This window comes from Polymorphospora sp. A560, from assembly GCF_045781765.1.
Classification (GTDB): Bacteria; Actinomycetota; Actinomycetes; order Mycobacteriales; family Micromonosporaceae; genus Polymorphospora; species Polymorphospora lycopeni.
The window spans coordinates 8054544-8070450 of the sequence record NZ_CP122282.1 but is presented as its reverse complement, the minus strand read 5'-3'; the positions used below and the strand labels follow the sequence as shown (position 1 = coordinate 8070450).

Annotated in this window: 18 protein-coding genes; 5 read left to right on the top strand and 13 right to left on the bottom strand. The window is 71.9% G+C overall.

The features are described from left to right. Positions 1-66: 66 nt before the first annotated feature. Together QCD66_RS36355 and QCD66_RS36350 are read right to left on the bottom strand one after the other, a co-directional pair. Positions 67-2055, bottom strand: a complete 1989-nt coding sequence (locus QCD66_RS36355) for a beta-propeller domain-containing protein (RefSeq protein ID WP_375734294.1) — start codon at positions 2053-2055, stop codon at positions 67-69. A 54-nt stretch (positions 2056-2109) separates the two neighbouring features. Then, entirely contained in the window at positions 2110-2571 is a 462-nt protein-coding gene (locus tag QCD66_RS36350) for an Lrp/AsnC family transcriptional regulator (RefSeq protein WP_364213371.1), read from the bottom strand. Between the two features lie 59 nt (positions 2572-2630). On the opposite strand from QCD66_RS36350, the gene ddaH reads away from it, so the two are divergent. Next, complete coding sequence (gene ddaH, locus QCD66_RS36345; protein WP_375734293.1) at positions 2631-3464, top strand: dimethylargininase; 834 nt, start codon at positions 2631-2633, stop codon at positions 3462-3464. A gap of 27 nt (positions 3465-3491) precedes the next feature. Here the strand turns inward: ddaH and QCD66_RS36340 are convergent, their stop codons facing one another. Continuing rightward, on the bottom strand, positions 3492-4688 hold the full coding sequence (locus tag QCD66_RS36340) for an ABC transporter substrate-binding protein (RefSeq protein WP_375734292.1): 1197 nt from the start codon (positions 4686-4688) through the stop codon (positions 3492-3494). Between the two features lie 88 nt (positions 4689-4776). Then, the gene (locus tag QCD66_RS36335) at positions 4777-5565 is read right to left on the bottom strand and encodes an alpha/beta hydrolase family protein (RefSeq protein WP_375734291.1); all 789 of its coding nucleotides are present in this window, start codon (positions 5563-5565) and stop codon (positions 4777-4779) included. Between the two features lie 238 nt (positions 5566-5803). Here QCD66_RS36335 and QCD66_RS36330 point away from each other — a divergent pair, with 238 nt between their 5' ends. Next, positions 5804-6409, top strand: coding sequence for a bacterial proteasome activator family protein (locus tag QCD66_RS36330; RefSeq protein WP_375734290.1), 606 nt, complete (start codon positions 5804-5806; stop codon positions 6407-6409). 36 nt (positions 6410-6445) lie between these two features. On the opposite strand, the gene QCD66_RS36325 is transcribed toward QCD66_RS36330, so the two are convergent. The 4 genes from QCD66_RS36325 to QCD66_RS36310 form a co-directional block, all read right to left on the bottom strand. After that, entirely contained in the window at positions 6446-7270 is an 825-nt protein-coding gene (locus QCD66_RS36325) for an HAD family hydrolase (RefSeq protein WP_375734289.1), read from the bottom strand. Next, complete coding sequence (locus tag QCD66_RS36320) at positions 7270-8091, bottom strand: HAD family hydrolase (RefSeq protein ID WP_364213389.1); 822 nt, start codon at positions 8089-8091, stop codon at positions 7270-7272. Before QCD66_RS36320 ends, QCD66_RS36325 begins: the two co-directional genes overlap by 1 nt. A gap of 153 nt (positions 8092-8244) precedes the next feature. Beyond that, entirely contained in the window at positions 8245-9501 is a 1257-nt protein-coding gene (gene serS / locus QCD66_RS36315) for a serine--tRNA ligase (RefSeq protein WP_375734288.1), read from the bottom strand. Between the two features lie 116 nt (positions 9502-9617). Beyond that, positions 9618-10421, bottom strand: a complete 804-nt coding sequence (locus QCD66_RS36310; protein WP_375734287.1) for a hypothetical protein — start codon at positions 10419-10421, stop codon at positions 9618-9620. 78 nt (positions 10422-10499) lie between these two features. On the opposite strand from QCD66_RS36310, the gene QCD66_RS36305 reads away from it, so the two are divergent. The 3 genes from QCD66_RS36305 (at position 10500) to QCD66_RS36295 (ending at position 12151) form a co-directional block, all read left to right on the top strand. Continuing rightward, positions 10500-10928: an OsmC family protein gene (locus QCD66_RS36305; RefSeq protein WP_357535040.1), complete on the top strand. Its 429-nt coding sequence runs from the start codon at positions 10500-10502 to the stop codon at positions 10926-10928. Positions 10929-11017: 89 nt separating this feature from the next. Then, on the top strand, positions 11018-11359 hold the full coding sequence (locus QCD66_RS36300; protein WP_364213610.1) for a metallopeptidase family protein: 342 nt from the start codon (positions 11018-11020) through the stop codon (positions 11357-11359). A gap of 75 nt (positions 11360-11434) precedes the next feature. Next, positions 11435-12151: an AIM24 family protein gene (locus tag QCD66_RS36295; RefSeq protein ID WP_357535038.1), complete on the top strand. Its 717-nt coding sequence runs from the start codon at positions 11435-11437 to the stop codon at positions 12149-12151. A 25-nt stretch (positions 12152-12176) separates the two neighbouring features. Here the strand turns inward: QCD66_RS36295 and pheA are convergent, their stop codons facing one another. From pheA to QCD66_RS36270, 5 genes are all read right to left on the bottom strand, one after another. Beyond that, on the bottom strand, positions 12177-13133 hold the full coding sequence (pheA, locus tag QCD66_RS36290) for a prephenate dehydratase (RefSeq protein ID WP_375734286.1): 957 nt from the start codon (positions 13131-13133) through the stop codon (positions 12177-12179). Between the two features lie 33 nt (positions 13134-13166). Next, a complete protein-coding gene (locus QCD66_RS36285) occupies positions 13167-13724 on the bottom strand; it encodes a hypothetical protein (RefSeq protein ID WP_364213401.1) in 558 nt (185 codons plus the stop codon). Between the two features lie 95 nt (positions 13725-13819). After that, complete coding sequence (locus QCD66_RS36280; RefSeq protein ID WP_364213613.1) at positions 13820-14206, bottom strand: ACT domain-containing protein; 387 nt, start codon at positions 14204-14206, stop codon at positions 13820-13822. 98 nt (positions 14207-14304) lie between these two features. Continuing rightward, the gene (locus QCD66_RS36275) at positions 14305-14766 is read right to left on the bottom strand and encodes a PAS domain-containing protein (RefSeq protein WP_364213404.1); all 462 of its coding nucleotides are present in this window, start codon (positions 14764-14766) and stop codon (positions 14305-14307) included. 214 nt (positions 14767-14980) lie between these two features. Next, positions 14981-15745, bottom strand: a complete 765-nt coding sequence (locus QCD66_RS36270) for a hypothetical protein (protein WP_364213407.1) — start codon at positions 15743-15745, stop codon at positions 14981-14983. Between the last annotated feature and the right edge of the window lie 162 nt (positions 15746-15907).

The window sequence follows — 15907 nt, the reverse complement described above, 5'->3', positions numbered from 1 at the left end:
TCCGCTTGACGGACGGTGAGGCCCGGAAACCCCGAGACCGGGCCCCACCGTCCGGGGGAGGGGGAATCAGGTCGTCGGCACCCAGCCCAGGGTGTCCAGTGTGGATAGATTGTTGGCCTGCAGGCCACTGTCGGAGACGGTCCACAGCACGTCACCGACCACCAGCGAACGCCGGATCATGCCGGTCCCGTGGGTGTCCGGTGTGGACGCCGAATGCCGGACCGTGCCGACCGGGGTGAATCCCTCGTCGGACACCCGCAGCGCCAGCGCCCCGGCGTCCGGTGCGCCCCGCCGGCCCGGGTCGTACGTCGTCAACGGCACCACCACCAGCCGTTCCGCGGGCCAGTAGAGGAACGCGTGCGGGTCGAACTCGGCCTCCGAGTTGCCGTTGCGTACGTGGTACTGGGCGAGGCGGGTCGGCCGGGCCAGGTCGCCGACGTCGAACAACGAGACCTGGGTGCCCTGCCGCCGGCCCTCCTCGGTGGCATCCTGGCCGATCCCGAGCAGCCGGCTGTCCGAGACCGGGTGCAGATAGGCGGAGTAGCCGGGGATCTTCAGCTCACCGAGGACCTTCGGCCGGTCGGGGTCGCGCAGGTCGACCGTGTAGAGCGGGTCGGTCTCCCGGAACGTCACCACGTATCCGGTGCCGGCCACGAAACGTACGGCGTAGATGCGCTCGCCGGGGCCGAGCCCGGTGACCCGACCGGTCTCCCGCAGGGTGCCGCCGTCGGCGCGGAGCACATACACCGAGGAGGTGGACTTCGGCCGCGCCCCCCAGTCCCGGCCACTTGTGGTGGCGACCCGCAGATGGCCGTTCCACTCCGACATGGCGTACTGGTTGATCAGCCAGCCGGGCACCGAGGTGGCGGTGACGTAGCGCGGCCGGTCCGGTCCGGTGGTGTCGAACTGGTAGATCTCGGTCCGCTGATCCTCGGGCTTCGGGTCGCGCTCCCGTTCCTGGAGTGCCGGCAGGAGCCGCCAGCGCTGGTCGCTGGCGATGTAGAGGTTGGCGCCGTTGGAGTAGACGGTGTCGCCGTCGGCGACGACGGTGACCGGCGACCCGTCGCCGAGCGTGGTGGCCGCGAGATCGAAGCTGAACAGGGTCACCATCGAGGTGCCGGAGTACGTCGCCGGCCGGGTCACCTGTCCACAGTCGACGCTTCCGGTGCTGGTCCGGCCATCGTCGGTGACCGCCCAGCGGGGCAACCAGTCCTCGATCGGCGCCCGGTCGATCACCGCCTGGTTGGCGGCGAGCCGTTCGTCGTCGGAACCCTGGTCGACCGACGGGAAGTCGAGCCGGGGTGCCGAGCGCACCACGACCCGGGCGGTCGGACCGACCTGGCGCGCGTCGACCAGCCCGCCGTCGACGCGGAAGTCGCTGACCACCCTCGGCTGTCCGGCGAGGTCGACGAGGACCAGGCGCGGACCGGTCGGCGTACCCTCCGGCAACGGGGTCGCCGGACCCGGGCGACCCGGGACGATGCCGACCGGGCGGGCGGACCACGGTTCGGGCACCAGGACGAGCGCCCGGTCGCCGTGCAGCAGCAGGCTGGCGTCGGCCCACCGGGCCGGGTCGTCGGTGGACGTGCCGAGGTCGAGCCGGCCGGTGACCCGGCGGGTCGCCGGATCGACGACGTGCAGCACCCCGCCGCCGACCGTGACGATGCGCCGGCCGTCGGTCTTGACCAGATCGGGCTCGTCGACCCCGGCCTCGTGGGTGTTCGTGCCGGAGAAGGCGGGCGGGTCCGGCGCCCCGGCACCGGGAGCGGCCCGCTCGGCGGTCACCGCTTCCCGCCCGCCGCCGGTCATGTCGGCCCGGACCGGGCCGCCGAAACCCCAGGGGCCGACGTACGCCCGGGCGGCCGTCCGCAGCCCGGCCAGCGCCTCGGCGCACGAGTCGAACGCGACGAGCCGGAATCCGCCGCCGGGCACGCCCGGGTCGACGGGCGCCGGTCGTGGTGCCGCCGACGTGCATCCGGCCAGGAGCGTGAGGCCGACGAGCACGCCGGTGGCGGCGCTCCGGGACCGCCGTCGGACCCGGCCTTCTGGTCTCATGCGGGGTACGACGTAACCCGTGGCCCGGCCGTTCCCTCCGGGCCGGGGCGACTTTCAGACCGATGTGCCGGGCACCACGGCGGGCGAGTCGACCAGCCGGGACAGCACGATCATGCTCCGGGTCGAGGTGACGAACGGTTCGGCCCGCAGCCGTTCGAGGGCCTGCTCCAGGTGGGCGATGTCGGCCGCCCGCAGGTGCACGAGCGCGTCGGCCTCACCGGAGACCGTGTACGCGCCGACCACCTCGGGGTGCCGCCGGGTCGCGACGGACAGTTGGGCGGGGGTGGTCCGGCCGGTGCAGAAGAGCTCGACGAACGCCTCGGTGGTCCACCCGACCGCTGCCGGGTCGACGACCGCGGTGAACCCCTTGATCACCCCGGCCGATCGGAGCCGGTCGACCCGTCGTTTCACCGCCGGTGCGGAGAGGGAGACGCGGGCACCGATCTCCGCGTACGAGGCTCGCGCGTCAGCCACAAGCGACGCAACGATCCGCTGATCGACGCTGTCCATCTGCAACGTTCCGCCCCTTGGAAGCAATAATCGCGGCTGTTATCGGCGTAACAGCCTACCTACCCTTGGTTTCCGTGACCCAGCATCGGATGCCTCGGAAGCGGACATACCTCATCTGCCCGCCTGAGCACTTCGCGGTGGAATACGCCATCAACCCGTGGATGGACACGGCCACGCCGGTCGACACCGAACTGGCCCTGAAGCAGTGGACCGGCCTGCGCGAGACGCTGCTCTCCCTCGGGCACGAGGTGCACGTCCTGCCGCCCGAGCCGGGCCTGCGCGACATGGTTTTCGCCGCCAACGGGGCATTCAGCGTCGACGGCACCGTCTACGGCGCCCGCTTCAAGCATCCGCAGCGTACGGCCGAGGCCGCCCTGCACCGGGAGTTCTACGATCGGCTCGGCTGGCGATACGTCGCGCCGAGCGAGACCAACGAGGGCGAGGGCGACTTCGCCTACCTGCCCGAGGCGTACGGCGGACTCGTCCTGGCCGGCTACGGCTACCGGACCGACCCGGCCGCGCACGCCGAGGCACAGGAGGTGCTCGCCCGCCCGGTGGTGTCGCTGCATCTGACCGACCCGCGCTTCTACCACCTCGACACGGCACTGGCCTCGATCGACGACAGCAACATCGCCTACTTCCCGACGGCGTTCTCGTCGGCCTCGCAGACGGTGCTGCGCCAGCTCTTCCCGGACGCGATCGTCGCCGCGGACGCGGACGCGCTGGCCTTCGGCCTCAACCTGGTCAGCGACGGGCGCAACGTGGTGCTGCCGGCCGAGGCGACCGGTCTGGCCAAGCAGCTGGCCGCCGCCGGCTACCGGCCGGTGCCGGTCGAACTCGCCGAGCTGAAGAAGGGCGGCGGCAGCATCAAGTGCTGCGTCGCCGAGCTGCGCCCCTGACCTCCCGGCGCCACCCCGTCCGGTGGCTCAGCCCAGCGTCGCCAGCTCGGTGATCAGCACGTTCGACAGCACCTGACCGTCGCGGCGCACCTCGCGCAGATACCACATCTGCTGCGGGGTGCGCGGCTGGTTGAACTGCCACGGGCCGCGCGGGCTGTCGATCTGGCCGACCCGGCCCAGCGCCAGGTTGACCTGCTGCGGGTTCAGGTCGTCGCCGACCAGCCGGATCGCCTTGTCGAGCACCTGCGCCGCGTCGTACGACGCCATCGCGTAGGTGGTCGGCGACGACCCGTGGCTCTTGCGGTAGTTCGACGCGAACCGCCGGTTGGCGGCGTTGTTGATGTCGGCGGAGTAGTTCAGCGCGGTGAAGATGTTCTCCGCGTCCCTACCCAGCTCGTCCAGCACGGTGCCCTCGGTCAGGAAACCGGGCGCGTAGACGACCTTGCGGTAGCCCGCGGCCCGAAGCTGCTTGATGAACTCGACGGCCGCGTCGCCGGCGTAGAAGCAGAAAACCGCCTCCGGGTTCAGCGCCCGGAGCTGGGCGATGTCGGACGCGAAGAAGTCCCGGCCCGGGCTGGTGTTGAACGTGGTCCAGATGACCGGGGACGAGATGCGTGGGTCGGACGCCCCGAATCCCTCCCGGAATCCGGTGACCGCGTCCCGGCCGGCCGGATAGTCCGGCGCGATCATCGCCACCCGGCCGGCGCTGGACACCTGGTCGGCCACGTACGGCCCGAGGGCGCGGCCGGGTTCGTCGTTGACGTACGAGGTGCGCCAGATGTAGACGACGCCCTGCATGGTCGACGGGGAGGCGTCGGAGCCGATCAGGGGCACCCGGGCCTGCTCGACGACGTCCCTGATGCCGAGCATCACCGACGAGTTGGCCACCCCGGTCAGGGCGAGCACGTCCTGCTGGAGCAGCCCTTCGACCGCGGTCCGCCCGGCCTCCGGGGTCTCCCCCTCGTCGACGATCAGAAGTTCGGCCGGGTGGCCGCCGAGCCGCCGCCCGTTGAGGTCGAGGAAGAGCTGGAAGCCGTTGACGATCTCGTCGCCGATCGGCTTGTAGCCGCCGGTCTGCGGGGCCACCAGACCGATTTTGACCGGTACGTCGCTCACCGGATCGCCCGTCTCCGGGTCGCCGTCGGAGCCGCAAGCGGCGACAAACCCACCCGCGCCGAGCGCTGTGAGGAGTTTGAGTGCCTGCCGGCGATCGAGGTGCGACACGCGACTGCCTCCCATTGGTCGTGGGCCTGCTCACGGCCCCTCCGGCGTTCTACCCCTCTCACGACGCTGCGTCAATGCAAGTTGATCGTCAGTGCAGGGTCAGCAACCCGGCTGTGACCTCGGGCCAGGCCGCGGAGGCCGGATCAATGAGCCCGAAATGTTCTACATCGGGCAGCTCGACGAGCGTGACCTCGGCGCCGCGCCCGGCCAGCGAGTCGACGTACCGGCGGCTGATCCCGACCGGCACCTGTACGTCCGCCAGACCATGGATGATCACGCACGGTGATCCGGGTACGGGTAGCGCCTGGGCGGACGGGTCCGCCAGCGCATACCGGTCGGGCACCTCGTCCGGGCCGCCGCCGAGCAGGTCGGCCACCGCGCCGCCGTCCAGGTCGAGCCGGTACGCCTCGGCCAGGTCCGCGACCGGGGCGAGAGCCACCACCCCGCGCAGCTCGGCGGCGGTCCGGGCGGCGTACCACAGGGCCAGGTGCCCGCCGGCCGAGTGACCGAGCAGGATCGGTGGCCCGCCGTCGGCGACCCCGAGTTCGGCGACCAGCCGGGGCAGGGCGTCGATGCCGGCCGCGACGTCGTCGAGGGTGGTGGGCCAGCCGCCGTCGGGCTGTCCGGTACGCCGGTACTCCAGCTGCGCGACCGGATAGCCCCGGCCGGCCAGGTCGGCGGCGAGGGGACCGGTATGGGTACGGTCGTACTCGGCCCGCCAGAACCCGCCGTGCACGACCACGACGAGCGGCCGGACCGGACCCGTCCCGCCCGGCAGTCGTACGTCGGCGATCTGGTCCGGGTGCCCGCCGTAGCGGACGGTCGCGTCCGGCGGCGGCGCGGGGCGGCTGAGTACGGAACGTGGATCACTGCTCATCCCCCCATGGTCCCCGTGATCAGGGAGTACGTCGCGCGTGTCGGCGGCGCGTCGGGTCTGCCAGCCCCTGATCACCAGGATCATGCACCAGTCCGACCCGCGCCCCGCCCCCCGTCGCCGCTGCGCGAAGATGGGGTGATGACCGAGCGGAGCGAGGGAATCAGCCGGCGCAGTCAGCAGTCGTGCGATCGTCGAGCGAAGCGAGGTGTCGCATGACCGAGCGAAGCGAGGGAACCAGATGACCGAGGAGCCCCGTACCCCTGAGGAAAACGACGAGGCGGCCCGACCGGGCGCCGGTCGGCCCTCCACGGTTGTCGTGGTCGGATCGGACGGCCGGCCGGTCGGCACCGTCGAGGCCGACGGCGACGGCGACGGCGAGGAGGACCCGGGTCGTCTGATCGAGCAGCCGGCCAAGGTGATGCGGGTCGGCAGCATGATCAAGCAGCTGCTGGAGGAGGTCCGCGCCGCGCCGCTGGACGAGGCCAGCCGGCACCGGCTGCGCGAGATCCACCAGCGGTCGATCGCCGAACTCAAGGACGGCCTGGCCCCTGAGTTGCGCGAGGAGCTGGACCGGCTGTCGTTGCCGTTCGAGCAGGGTGCCACCCCGAGCGAGGGTGAGTTGCGGGTGGCCCAGGCCCAGCTCGTCGGCTGGTTGGAAGGGCTCTTCCACGGCATCCAGGCGACGCTGGTGGCCCAGCAGATGGCGGCCCGCCTTCAGCTGGAGCAGATGCGCCAGGGCGGGCGGGCGGCGCTGCCGGTCGGCCCGGGCGGTGCGCAGATGATGCCGGGGATGCCCGGTGCCCCGGGGGCCGACAACGGCCACAGCACCGGCCAGTACCTGTAACACGTTGCGACCGCCGCCGGCCCGCGCCGGCGGCGGTCAGTCACGGTCCGCGTCGGCGAGCAACTTCTCCAGGTACGCAGCCACGCCGTCCTCTTCGTGTGACAGCGTCACCCGGTCGGCGATCTCGCGTACGGCCGGGTGGGCGTTGGCCACCGCGACCGCCGTGCCGGCCCAGGTGAGCATCGGTACGTCGTTGGGCATGTCGCCGAAGGCGACCACCTCGTCGGCGGTCACCCCGTACCGGGTGCACAGCCACGCCAGCCCGGCCGCCTTCGTCACCCCGGCCGCCGAGATCTCGACCAGCCCCGACCGCGACGAGTGGGTGGCCTCGGCCACCCCGGCGAGCGCGCCCGCGACGAGCCTGACGAAGGCGTCCGGGTCCTGGTGGGCGGTGGCCCGGGCGAGCAGCTTGACCGCGGGGGCGGTCAGCAGGTCGTCGGGCAGGTCGACGAGGCGGATCGAGGGGTCGCCGTCCTCCCAGAGCGTCGGCCAGGCCGCCTCGTGGAGCATCCGCCGGCCGTCTTCGATCTCGACCGCGAACATCACGTCGGGAATCTCGGCCCGCAGCCGCCGGGCCACCTCGGCCAGCAGGTCGGGGGCGAGCGGGTCGGCGCGCAGGATCTCGTCGCCGACGGGGTCGTAGACCACCGCGCCGTTCGCGCAGACGGCTGGCAGCGGCGCCTTGAGCTGCTCGAAGACTCCGGCCAGCCAGCGGACCGGGCGGCCGGTGACCGCGACGACGTGGGTGCCTGCCGCCGACATCCGCTCCAGCGTCGCGGCGGTACGGGCGCTGACCGTGCGGTCCGCGCGCAGTAGCGTGCCGTCGAGGTCGGTTGCGATCAGTCGGGGCAGTGTTCCCATCAACGGGACAGTAGTCGATCGAGGTAGACCGCCACCCCGTCGTCGTCGTTGCGCAGCGCGATCTCGTCGGCGGCCCGCCGTACGGTCGGGTGGGCGTTGGAGACCGCGACCCGTCCCCAGCCGGCCCACTCGAACATCGGCAGGTCGTTGGGCATGTCGCCGAAGACCAGCACCTCGGCCGGGTCGACGCCGAGCGCCCCGGCGACCACCGACAGGCCGCTGGCCTTGTCGACCCCGGGCGGCAGGATCTCGATGAAGCCCAGCCCGGCCTGGGTCACCGTGGCATGGGTCACCGGGATGATCCGCCGGGCGGCGTCGAGCAGGGCGTCGACGTCGTGGTCGGCGGTACGCGCGAACGCCTTGATCACGTCGACGGACAGGCACTCCGCCCGGCTGCGGGCCTGGAACCGCTCCGGGTAGGGCCACGACGGGTCGAAGTCGCCCCACAGCGGCTCTTCGTGCCCGTCGAGCGCCTCGACCATCACGGTCAGCGGGCCGACCGCGTCTTCCAGGGCGTTCAGCAGTTCGGTGAGCACGGCGGCGCTGAGCCGCTCGTCGCGGAGCACGACCGGGTTGGTCGGGTCGACCTGGTCGACGACCCGGCCGCCGCCGGCCATCACCAGGTAGTCGGCGGCGCGGATGTCGTTGCGGGTCAGTTCGGTCAGCCGCGGGCCGCGTCCGGTCGCCCCGACGATCGGGATGCCGGCGGCGCGTACCCGGTCGAGGACCTCGTGGGTGTAGGCGGACACCGTCTCGTCGCTGCGGACGAGCGTTCCGTCGAGGTCGGTGGCGATCAGCTTCGGCAGCCCAGGTCGCGGCATGGCTCCTCCTTCACCGCCGGGGCGGGCCTGGACCGGCCCTTCGCAGGCGTGGCTCCGGGGCGGATCCGTCCTGCGACGGCGGGGCAGCAACCGTACCTCGCGCTCCGCGACGCAGCCATGACTTCCTGGCGAAGTACGGATCAACTGCGCACGTCACCGAGGTTCCAGTACGTCCTTTCCGCCCAGGTACGGCTGGAGCGCCTTGGGGACCCGCACCGAGCCGTCCGGCTGCTGGTGGTTCTCCAGGATCGGGATGAGCCAGCGGGTGGTGGCCAGGGTGCCGTTGAGCGTCGCCGCCATCTGCGGGCGACCGTCCTCGTCGCGGTAGCGGATGTTGAGCCGCCGGGCCTGGAAGGTGGTGCAGTTCGAGGTCGAGGTGACCTCGCGGTAGCGGCCCTGCGACGGCACCCACGCCTCGCAGTCGTATTTGCGGGCCGCGCTGCTGCCCAGGTCGCCCGCTGCGACGTCGATGACCCGGTAGGGCACCTCGACCTTGGCCAGCATCTCCTCCTCCCACGCCAGCAGGCGCAGGTGTTCGGCGGCGGCCTCCTCCGGCCGGCAGTAGGAGAACATCTCGACCTTGTCGAACTGGTGCACCCGCAGGATGCCGCGCACGTCCTTGCCGTACGACCCGGCCTCGCGGCGGAAGCACGACGACCAGCCGGCGTAGCGCGCCGGCTCGTCGAGCGACAGGATCTCGCCCGAGTGGTAGGCGGCCAGCGGCACCTCGCTGGTGCCGACCAGGAAGAGGTCGTCGGCCTCCAGCCGGTAGACCTCGCTGGCGTGGGCGCCGAGGAACCCGGTCCCCTCCATCGACTCCGGCTTGACCAGCACCGGCGGGATCGCCGGGGTGAAGCCGTATTCGACCGACTGGGCGATCGCGAGCTGGAGCAGGCCGAGTTGGAGCAGCGCACCGACCCCGGTCAGGTAGTAGAACCGGCTGCCCGACACCTTGGCGCCGCGTTCGACGTCGATGGCGCGCAGCGCCTCGCCCAGTTCGAGGTGGTCGCGTGGATTCTCCAGTTGCGGCCGCTCGCCGACCTCACGCAGCACGACGAAGTCGTCCTCGCCGCCCGCCGGCGCGCCCTCCTGCACGATGTTGGGGATGGCCAGGTGTGCCCGGCGCAGCTCCTGCTCGGCCTGGCCGGCGGCGGCCTCGGCCGCCTTCACCTCGGCCGAAAGCTCCTTGGTACGCGCCAGCAGCGCGGTCTTCTCGTCACCGCTGGCCTTCGGCATCTGCTTGCCGAGCTGCTTCTGCTCGGCGCGTAGCGCCTCGAACCGCTGCACGGCGGCCCGGCGCTCCTCGTCGGCGCGCAGCAGCTCGTCGACCGCCGACTCGGACTCACCGCGAATCCGCTGGCTGGCTCGTACGGCATCGGGGTCGTCGCGAAGCAGGCGCAGATCAATCACGGGTGCTGAGCCTACCGGTGTCCGCCGACGTACTCACGGGGATATGTCCGTGGCGCGGGTGGACGCCGGCGCCCGCCCACCGGTACGCCCGCGCCGGTCGACGCCGGCGGCACCGGTCAGCGGGGGTCGCCCCGGTCCGGGCGGATGAACGGCGCGGCCGGGGTGACCGTTACGTCGATCATGGATCCGTCGGGATCGGCCGGCTCGGGCGACCGCCGTGGCCGGCGCCAGGGCCAGTCTCCGGCCGGGCCGGGGTTGCCCGGACCGGGTTCTGCCGGGCCGGGGTCGCCCGGATCGGTGGGGTCGGTCGCGGCCGGACCGGTGCCGGGGCCCTGCCCGGCCGGGGCGAAGCGCGCGGCGGCGGGTGCCAGCCGCCCGATCAGGTAGAGGGTGAGCAGCAGCCCGATGGTGCCGACGAACGCCATCACCAGCCCGCGACCCTGGTCGACGTCGATGGAGCCCTGCGGCGCGAAGTAGGAGCGGTCCACGGCCTGCTCGCCCACTGTCGTGGCGGCGACCAGGACGGCGATGGTGGTGCCGCCGGCGGCGAGGCCGACGACCCGGGCGTTGTGGCGTACCGCGGCGTCGCCGAAGAGGGCCAGCGCGGTGCAGCCGACAACCACGAAGACACCCAGCAGGTATCCGGCTCCGATCGCGTCCATCCGGACCAGTCCGGCGGTGAGAACCAGGGGTTCGCTGCCGATCCCGCCGATGTCCAGGGTGGCGATCACCCATTCGCCGGCGAACGAGGCGAAGACGGCCAGCAGGCTCAACCCGCCGACGACGGGGGCGAGCCGGCGGTCCCGCCCGACGGCGGCGAGCAGTCGGCCGGCCCGGCTACCGCCGGCCGGTTCGTCGTCTCCCCACTGCGCGACTGCGGGGTGACCGTCGGCGGGCGGCGTCGGGGGATCCTGGGACATGCGTTCGCCTTCCCGCGTCGGCGCGGTGCTTCGTCCGCATCGTCGCATCACCGGATCGTTTGGGCTAGCGTCGTCTTCATGCCTATTCGCACCGCAGCCGCCCGCTGGCAGGGGAATCTCACCGAAGGTTCCGGAACCATCCGCACTGGTAAGGGCGGCTACGAAGGGAACTATTCTTTCAAATCCCGCTTCGAGGAGGGAGAGGGCACCAACCCCGAGGAGCTGATCGGCGCCGCGCACGCCGGCTGCTTCTCGATGGCCTTCTCCAAGGGGCTGGCCGACGCCGGGCACACCCCGACCTCGGTGGAGACCACCGCGAAGGTCCACTTCGACAAGACCGAGGCCGGGATGACCGTCACCCGCATCGACCTGGAGACGGTCGGCGACGTGCCGGGAATCGACGAGGCCGAGTTCGCCAAGCTGGCCGAGGCGGCGAAGGCCAACTGCCCGATCTCCCGCCTGCTCTCGCCGGGCGCCGAGATCACCCTGTCCGCGCGTCTTTCCTGACCGGCTCTCCCGGTGGTCGGGGCGGCTACCTGATCACCGGGAGCACACGGCCGTGGCCGGCCGGGCAGAATGGGTTCGTGCCGGTCGAGATGAACCGCGAGCGTTTCGAGGAACTGGTTGCCGAAGCCCTCGACGAAGTGCCCGAGGAACTGCTCGGTCTGATGAACAACGTCGTCATCCTCGTCGAGGACGACACGCCGCCGGGTGAGCCCGAGCTGCTGGGGCTGTACGAGGGCCACGCGCTGACCACCCGCGGCTGGGACTACGGCGGCGTACTGCCGGACCGGATCACCATCTACCGCAACCCCATCCTGCGGATCTGCGACAACGACGACGACGTCGTCGAAGAGGTCGCGGTGACCGTCGTACACGAGATCGCCCACCACTTCGGCATCGACGACGATCGGCTGCACGAACTCGGCTGGGGCTGAGCCGCCCCCGCCGAGCCGGTGCTTGCCAGCGCTGCCTAGGCTCGGCGCAGAAATCCCTGACCAGGAGGAACCCTCATGCGCAGCGCGCTGTTCTCCGCGGAAAACCTGGAAAAGGCGTCGGGCCAGCCCGGCATGAGCCTGCAGAACCACAAGATGCTCAAGGTGTCGCTGAACGGCGAGGTGATGGCCCGCACCGGCGCGATGGTCGCCTACCAGGGGCAGGTCGAGTTCAAGGCCCTCGGATCCGGTGGCGTCGCCAAGTTCTTCAAGCAGAAGCTCACCGGCGAGGGTGTGCCGCTGATGAAGCTGACCGGGCGTGGCGAGGTCTACCTCGCCGACCTGGCGTCGGACATCCACCTGATCGACCTCGAGCCCGGCGACGCCTTGTCGATCAACGGTTCCAGCGTGCTCGCCTTCGACTCGACCCTGTCGTACGACATCAAGATGGTCAGCGGCATGGGGATGCTCTCCTCCGCCGGGCTGTTCAACTGCGTCTTCACCGGACACGGCCGGATCGCGGTGACCACCAAGGGCACCCCGCTGGTGCTCAACGTCGCCCCCAACCAGCCCACGTTCGTCGACCCGCAGGCGGCGGTCTGCTGGTCGGCGAGCCTCCAGACCGGCTTCCACCGGGCCGACCAGACCGGCCTCGGCGGCAACCTGATCGGCCGCACCACCGGTGAGGCGTTCACGATGAGCTTCGCCGGTCAGGGCTTCGTGATCGTGCAGCCGTCGGAGGAGGCGCCGGTCCGGGGTGCCGGCCAGCAGTCCGGCAGCGGCATCTTCGGCTGACGGGCGCCCCTTCCGCCGCCGTGGTTCAGGTCAGCTCGCCCGACCGCAGTCGGGCGAGCCAGGCCGCGGCGTCGGCATAGTCGGTGTCGGACTGACCGGCCGGCGCCGGGACCGGCCGCTCGTCCGTAGTCGTCGGAAAGCGGTGCCGGGGGTACGACCCGAGGAAGCGAACCTCGGCGCAGATCCGGCGCAGTCCCTGCAACGCCTCGCCGAACCGGTCCTCGGCGACGTGTCCGGTGCAGTCGAGGAAGAACGCGTAGCGGCCGAGGGCCTCACCGGTCGGCCGGGATTCGATCCGGGTCAGGTTGACCCCGCGTACGGCCAGTTCCATCAGCACCGCGAGCAGCGCGCCCACCCGGTCGTGGGCGATGTAGACGGCCAGTGAGGTCACGTCGTCGCCGGTCGGCGGCGGTGGCGGGCCGGGCCGGGAGACGAGCACGAACCGGGTCACCGCGTCGCTGTGGTCGGCGATCTTGTCGGCGAGCACGACCAGCCGGTGCCCGGCGGCTCCGATCGGCGCGCAGATCGCCGCGTCGTAGGAGCCGTCGGCGGCAGCCGCGGCGGCGGCCCCGTTCGACAGCACGTCGACGACCTGCGCGTCGGGCAGGTGGTCGTGCAGCCAGCCCCGGCACTGCGTCGACGCCTGCGGGTGCGCGGCGACGGCGCGTACCCCGTCGAGGTGCACGCCCGTCCGCGCGGCCAGGACGAACTCGACCGGCAGCACCACCTCGCGGGTGATCATCAACGGGGTGCCGCCGGTGAGTTCGTCGAACGTCACGCCGACGGCGCCGCCGATGGAGTTCTCCAGCGGCACGAGCGCCGCGTCGGCGTCCCCGGCGCGTACGGCGTCGAGCGCCTCGGGCACGCTGCGGGCCGGCGTACGGTCACCGCGCTCGGCGGCCGGGATGGTGCGGAGGGCCTGCTCGGCGAAGGTGCCCTGCGGGCCCAGGTAGACGAAACGGGTCGGTGGTGTTCCCGGCATGGGCCCAGCCTACGCACCCCTCGGTGGCGACAGTCACGCGTCGCAGGCCAGGGTGCGGATCCCGGCCGGCGCGGTCGCCCGGATCCGGGCGTTGCAGACGTTGCTGCCGGCCGTGACCAGGATCAGGCTGGCCGCCCGCCCGGTGGAGACGACCTGCATCGCCGAGCTGCCCCGGCCCGGGACGTTCACCTCCACCACCGTGTACTGCCAGGTGTCGGCGCACACGGGTTCACGCACCACCCGTACGGTGGCGTCGGAGCGCAGCAGTCCGGGGGACCGGCGCAGCAGGTCGGTCACCTGGGCGCCGGACGGGTTGCCGGCACAGCTCACCGCCACGTATCCGCCGTAGCTCGGCGACGGGGTGCCGCCGGGCACGGGGGTGATTCCGGGAGTGGGGCGGGTGGTCGACTCGGTCGGCGGTCGGCCTGCGTCGGCACCCGGCCGGCCGCTCGGACCGCTGGAACCGCTCGCGGACGGCACCGGTACGCCCGGCCGGGGCCGCAGCTCCGGCGGTGTGCCGCAGCCAGCCAGCAGCACGGCGCCGGCCAGCACGCAGGCTGAAGCGGCGGCGAGGCGCGGCACGCGGGGCACGGACCGGTTCCTTGGCATAGGTGAACGTCATTGTATGTGGTGGCGGGGGCAGGGTGGAGCCCCATGGTAGGCGGTGCGTGCTCGCGCCGGGAAGATCAGGTTGTGATCCGGTGGCCGGTGTGGGTGAGCGTGGCCAGCGCCTCGGTGAGCCGTACGGACGGCACCAGCAGGTAGTCGGTGTCGTACGTCGAGAAGGCGAGGATGTTGACCCGGGCGTCGGCCAGCGGGGTGACCAGGGAGGCGAGGATGCCGGTCAGCGCGAGGTCGAGCGGGCCGACGACCCGGAAGCAACGCCACGGGGTTTCGGCGGTCGCCTCGACCGGCACCAGGTCGGACCGGCAGATGATGGAGACCTCGTCGGCGGTCCAGGTCACCGAGACGACGCCGCCGTCCGGGCCGCCGACCAGATTGGCGGGCAGCGGGGAGCCGGCCGGCAGTCGACACACCGCGTATTCGTCCGGCAGCAGGTCGAGGTCCAGCATGGTGGGAACACTACGGTTCACCGGGCCCGCTCCCAACCGTGTGGCGATGCGTTGATCGCCACACTCACCGGGCCCGGCGCCCGCGGGGTGGGCACCGGTCAGACCGGCGAGAAGAAGGTGAGCGAGCCGGCGACCGTCCCGTCGACCGACAACGGGGTGGCGATCGCGTCGACGGTGGCGACGTTTTCGGCGGAGCTGTCGGACTGCACGCGCAGCAGGCCCCGGGCCAGCCGGCCGGACGTCAGCGCGAGCAGCGGGGGAATCTTGTCGATCTCGGTCTCGGTCAGTTCGCCCCGGGCCGCGGTGAAGTCGACCAGCCGCAGCTTGCCGTCGAGCAGCGCGAGCCCGACCGTCTCGGCGGGCGTGCCCAGCCCGAGCAGATCACAGCACGAACTGGAGACGGCGGTGATGGTGGTCTGCCGGTCGATGACCAGGCAGGGCTCCGCCGCGTGTGACACCGTCGCCAACCAGAGTTGCAGGCTGTCGCCGACCGCCGGCTCCGCCGGTGTGCGACTGGATGGCGCCAACGCCTCGGTCAGCTCAAGCTCGACGTGTGCCACCGCGCCTCCCATGCACCTTGCCGGATCACCTCGCCGGATCCGCCGTCGGGGCGGATCCGCGGAGTCAACCGACCCGCAACGTTAGTCGATCGCCACACTCCCGCCGACCCGTGCCTGCCCGGAGCGACCGCAGCGGGGGAGGGCACCTTGGTGCCGCGGGCAGGCCAGTGCTTCGAGGGTGGTCGATGGGCGCGGGTGGTGTTGGGAGCAGACGTTACCGGCGCGCCGCGCTCTTGTCAGCGGCCGTTCGGCCGTCCTCGTACCACCGGTAGTCGGCGGCGGAACGGTAGGGCGCGTTCAACCAGGTCGATGGGTGTCGGGCGACCGCGGAGAGCTTCTCGGCCGTCGTCGCGCTGATCCGGCTGCCGCCGGCGACCAGCAGGCGGTCGAGTTCGCGGTGGGTGGCCACCAGGCAGTCCTTCGGCAGGCCGTAGACGCTGATGACGCCGGAGCCGACGAAGGTCAGCACCGGGGTGACCGGGATGGTGTGCCCGGTCGCGGCGGACATGGCCTTGCTGGCCCGCTTCGCGTCCCGGCGGGCCTGGCCGACGTAGGTCGGTCGCTTGCCGTTGATCTGCACCACGTCGCCCGCGACCATCACCCGGGAGCGGCCGTGATCGGCGATGGTGACCGCGAACAGCCCGCTCGGGCCGATCGCGAGGAAGCCCGCCCGGTCGTCGCCGGCGCGGCCGGTGTCGAAGATCTGGGTCTCGGGGGAGTCGGTCCGCGGCCAGTCCACCACGTGCCACGACGGCCCGAGGTGGTCCAGCCGGTTCAGCGCGCGGGCGCCGGCGGCTTCGACGCGACGGGCGTCCCGCTCGGCACGGCGGCGGCGGGCCCATTCGAGTGCGGTGGGGCGGACGGCGGCCAGCCCTCCCGGCGACGAGGGTGGCGACTTCTCGCTATTGGTGGGCAGAGCCCGCTGGCGAGGAACGGCTCGCTGGACTGGTGCACCCGAACGCGCAGGAAAGACAGTCATCTCTTCTCGACCTCCGGCAAAAGGTCCTCTGAGTTGTGATACCACTACCCTACGTGGTGACACCGCCTGTCGGGCAAGGTGCAAAACCGGAGTGAGTAAGGATGAATGCCTCATTCACTCCACGCCTCTTTTGCCAGATGGTGCCAACGCAAGGTCCTACGC

What these genes read in the sequence shown, in the direction of transcription:
- QCD66_RS36300 (WP_364213610.1), top strand. Translation starts at nt 11,018, where the DNA reads ATGAACCGCGAGCGTTTCGAGGAACTGGTTGCCGAAGCCCTCGACGAA.
- pheA (WP_375734286.1), bottom strand. Translation starts at nt 13,133, where the DNA reads ATGCCGGGAACACCACCGACCCGTTTCGTCTACCTGGGCCCGCAGGGC.
- QCD66_RS36325 (WP_375734289.1), bottom strand. Translation starts at nt 7,270, where the DNA reads ATGGGAACACTGCCCCGACTGATCGCAACCGACCTCGACGGCACGCTA.
- QCD66_RS36310 (WP_375734287.1), bottom strand. Translation starts at nt 10,421, where the DNA reads ATGTCCCAGGATCCCCCGACGCCGCCCGCCGACGGTCACCCCGCAGTC.
- QCD66_RS36295 (WP_357535038.1), top strand. Translation starts at nt 11,435, where the DNA reads ATGCGCAGCGCGCTGTTCTCCGCGGAAAACCTGGAAAAGGCGTCGGGC.
- QCD66_RS36270 (WP_364213407.1), bottom strand. Translation starts at nt 15,745, where the DNA reads ATGACTGTCTTTCCTGCGCGTTCGGGTGCACCAGTCCAGCGAGCCGTT.
- QCD66_RS36330 (WP_375734290.1), top strand. Translation starts at nt 5,804, where the DNA reads ATGACCGAGGAGCCCCGTACCCCTGAGGAAAACGACGAGGCGGCCCGA.
- QCD66_RS36355 (WP_375734294.1), bottom strand. Translation starts at nt 2,055, where the DNA reads ATGAGACCAGAAGGCCGGGTCCGACGGCGGTCCCGGAGCGCCGCCACC.
- QCD66_RS36305 (WP_357535040.1), top strand. Translation starts at nt 10,500, where the DNA reads ATGCCTATTCGCACCGCAGCCGCCCGCTGGCAGGGGAATCTCACCGAA.
- QCD66_RS36280 (WP_364213613.1), bottom strand. Translation starts at nt 14,206, where the DNA reads ATGCTGGACCTCGACCTGCTGCCGGACGAATACGCGGTGTGTCGACTG.
- QCD66_RS36335 (WP_375734291.1), bottom strand. Translation starts at nt 5,565, where the DNA reads ATGAGCAGTGATCCACGTTCCGTACTCAGCCGCCCCGCGCCGCCGCCG.
- QCD66_RS36320 (WP_364213389.1), bottom strand. Translation starts at nt 8,091, where the DNA reads ATGCCGCGACCTGGGCTGCCGAAGCTGATCGCCACCGACCTCGACGGA.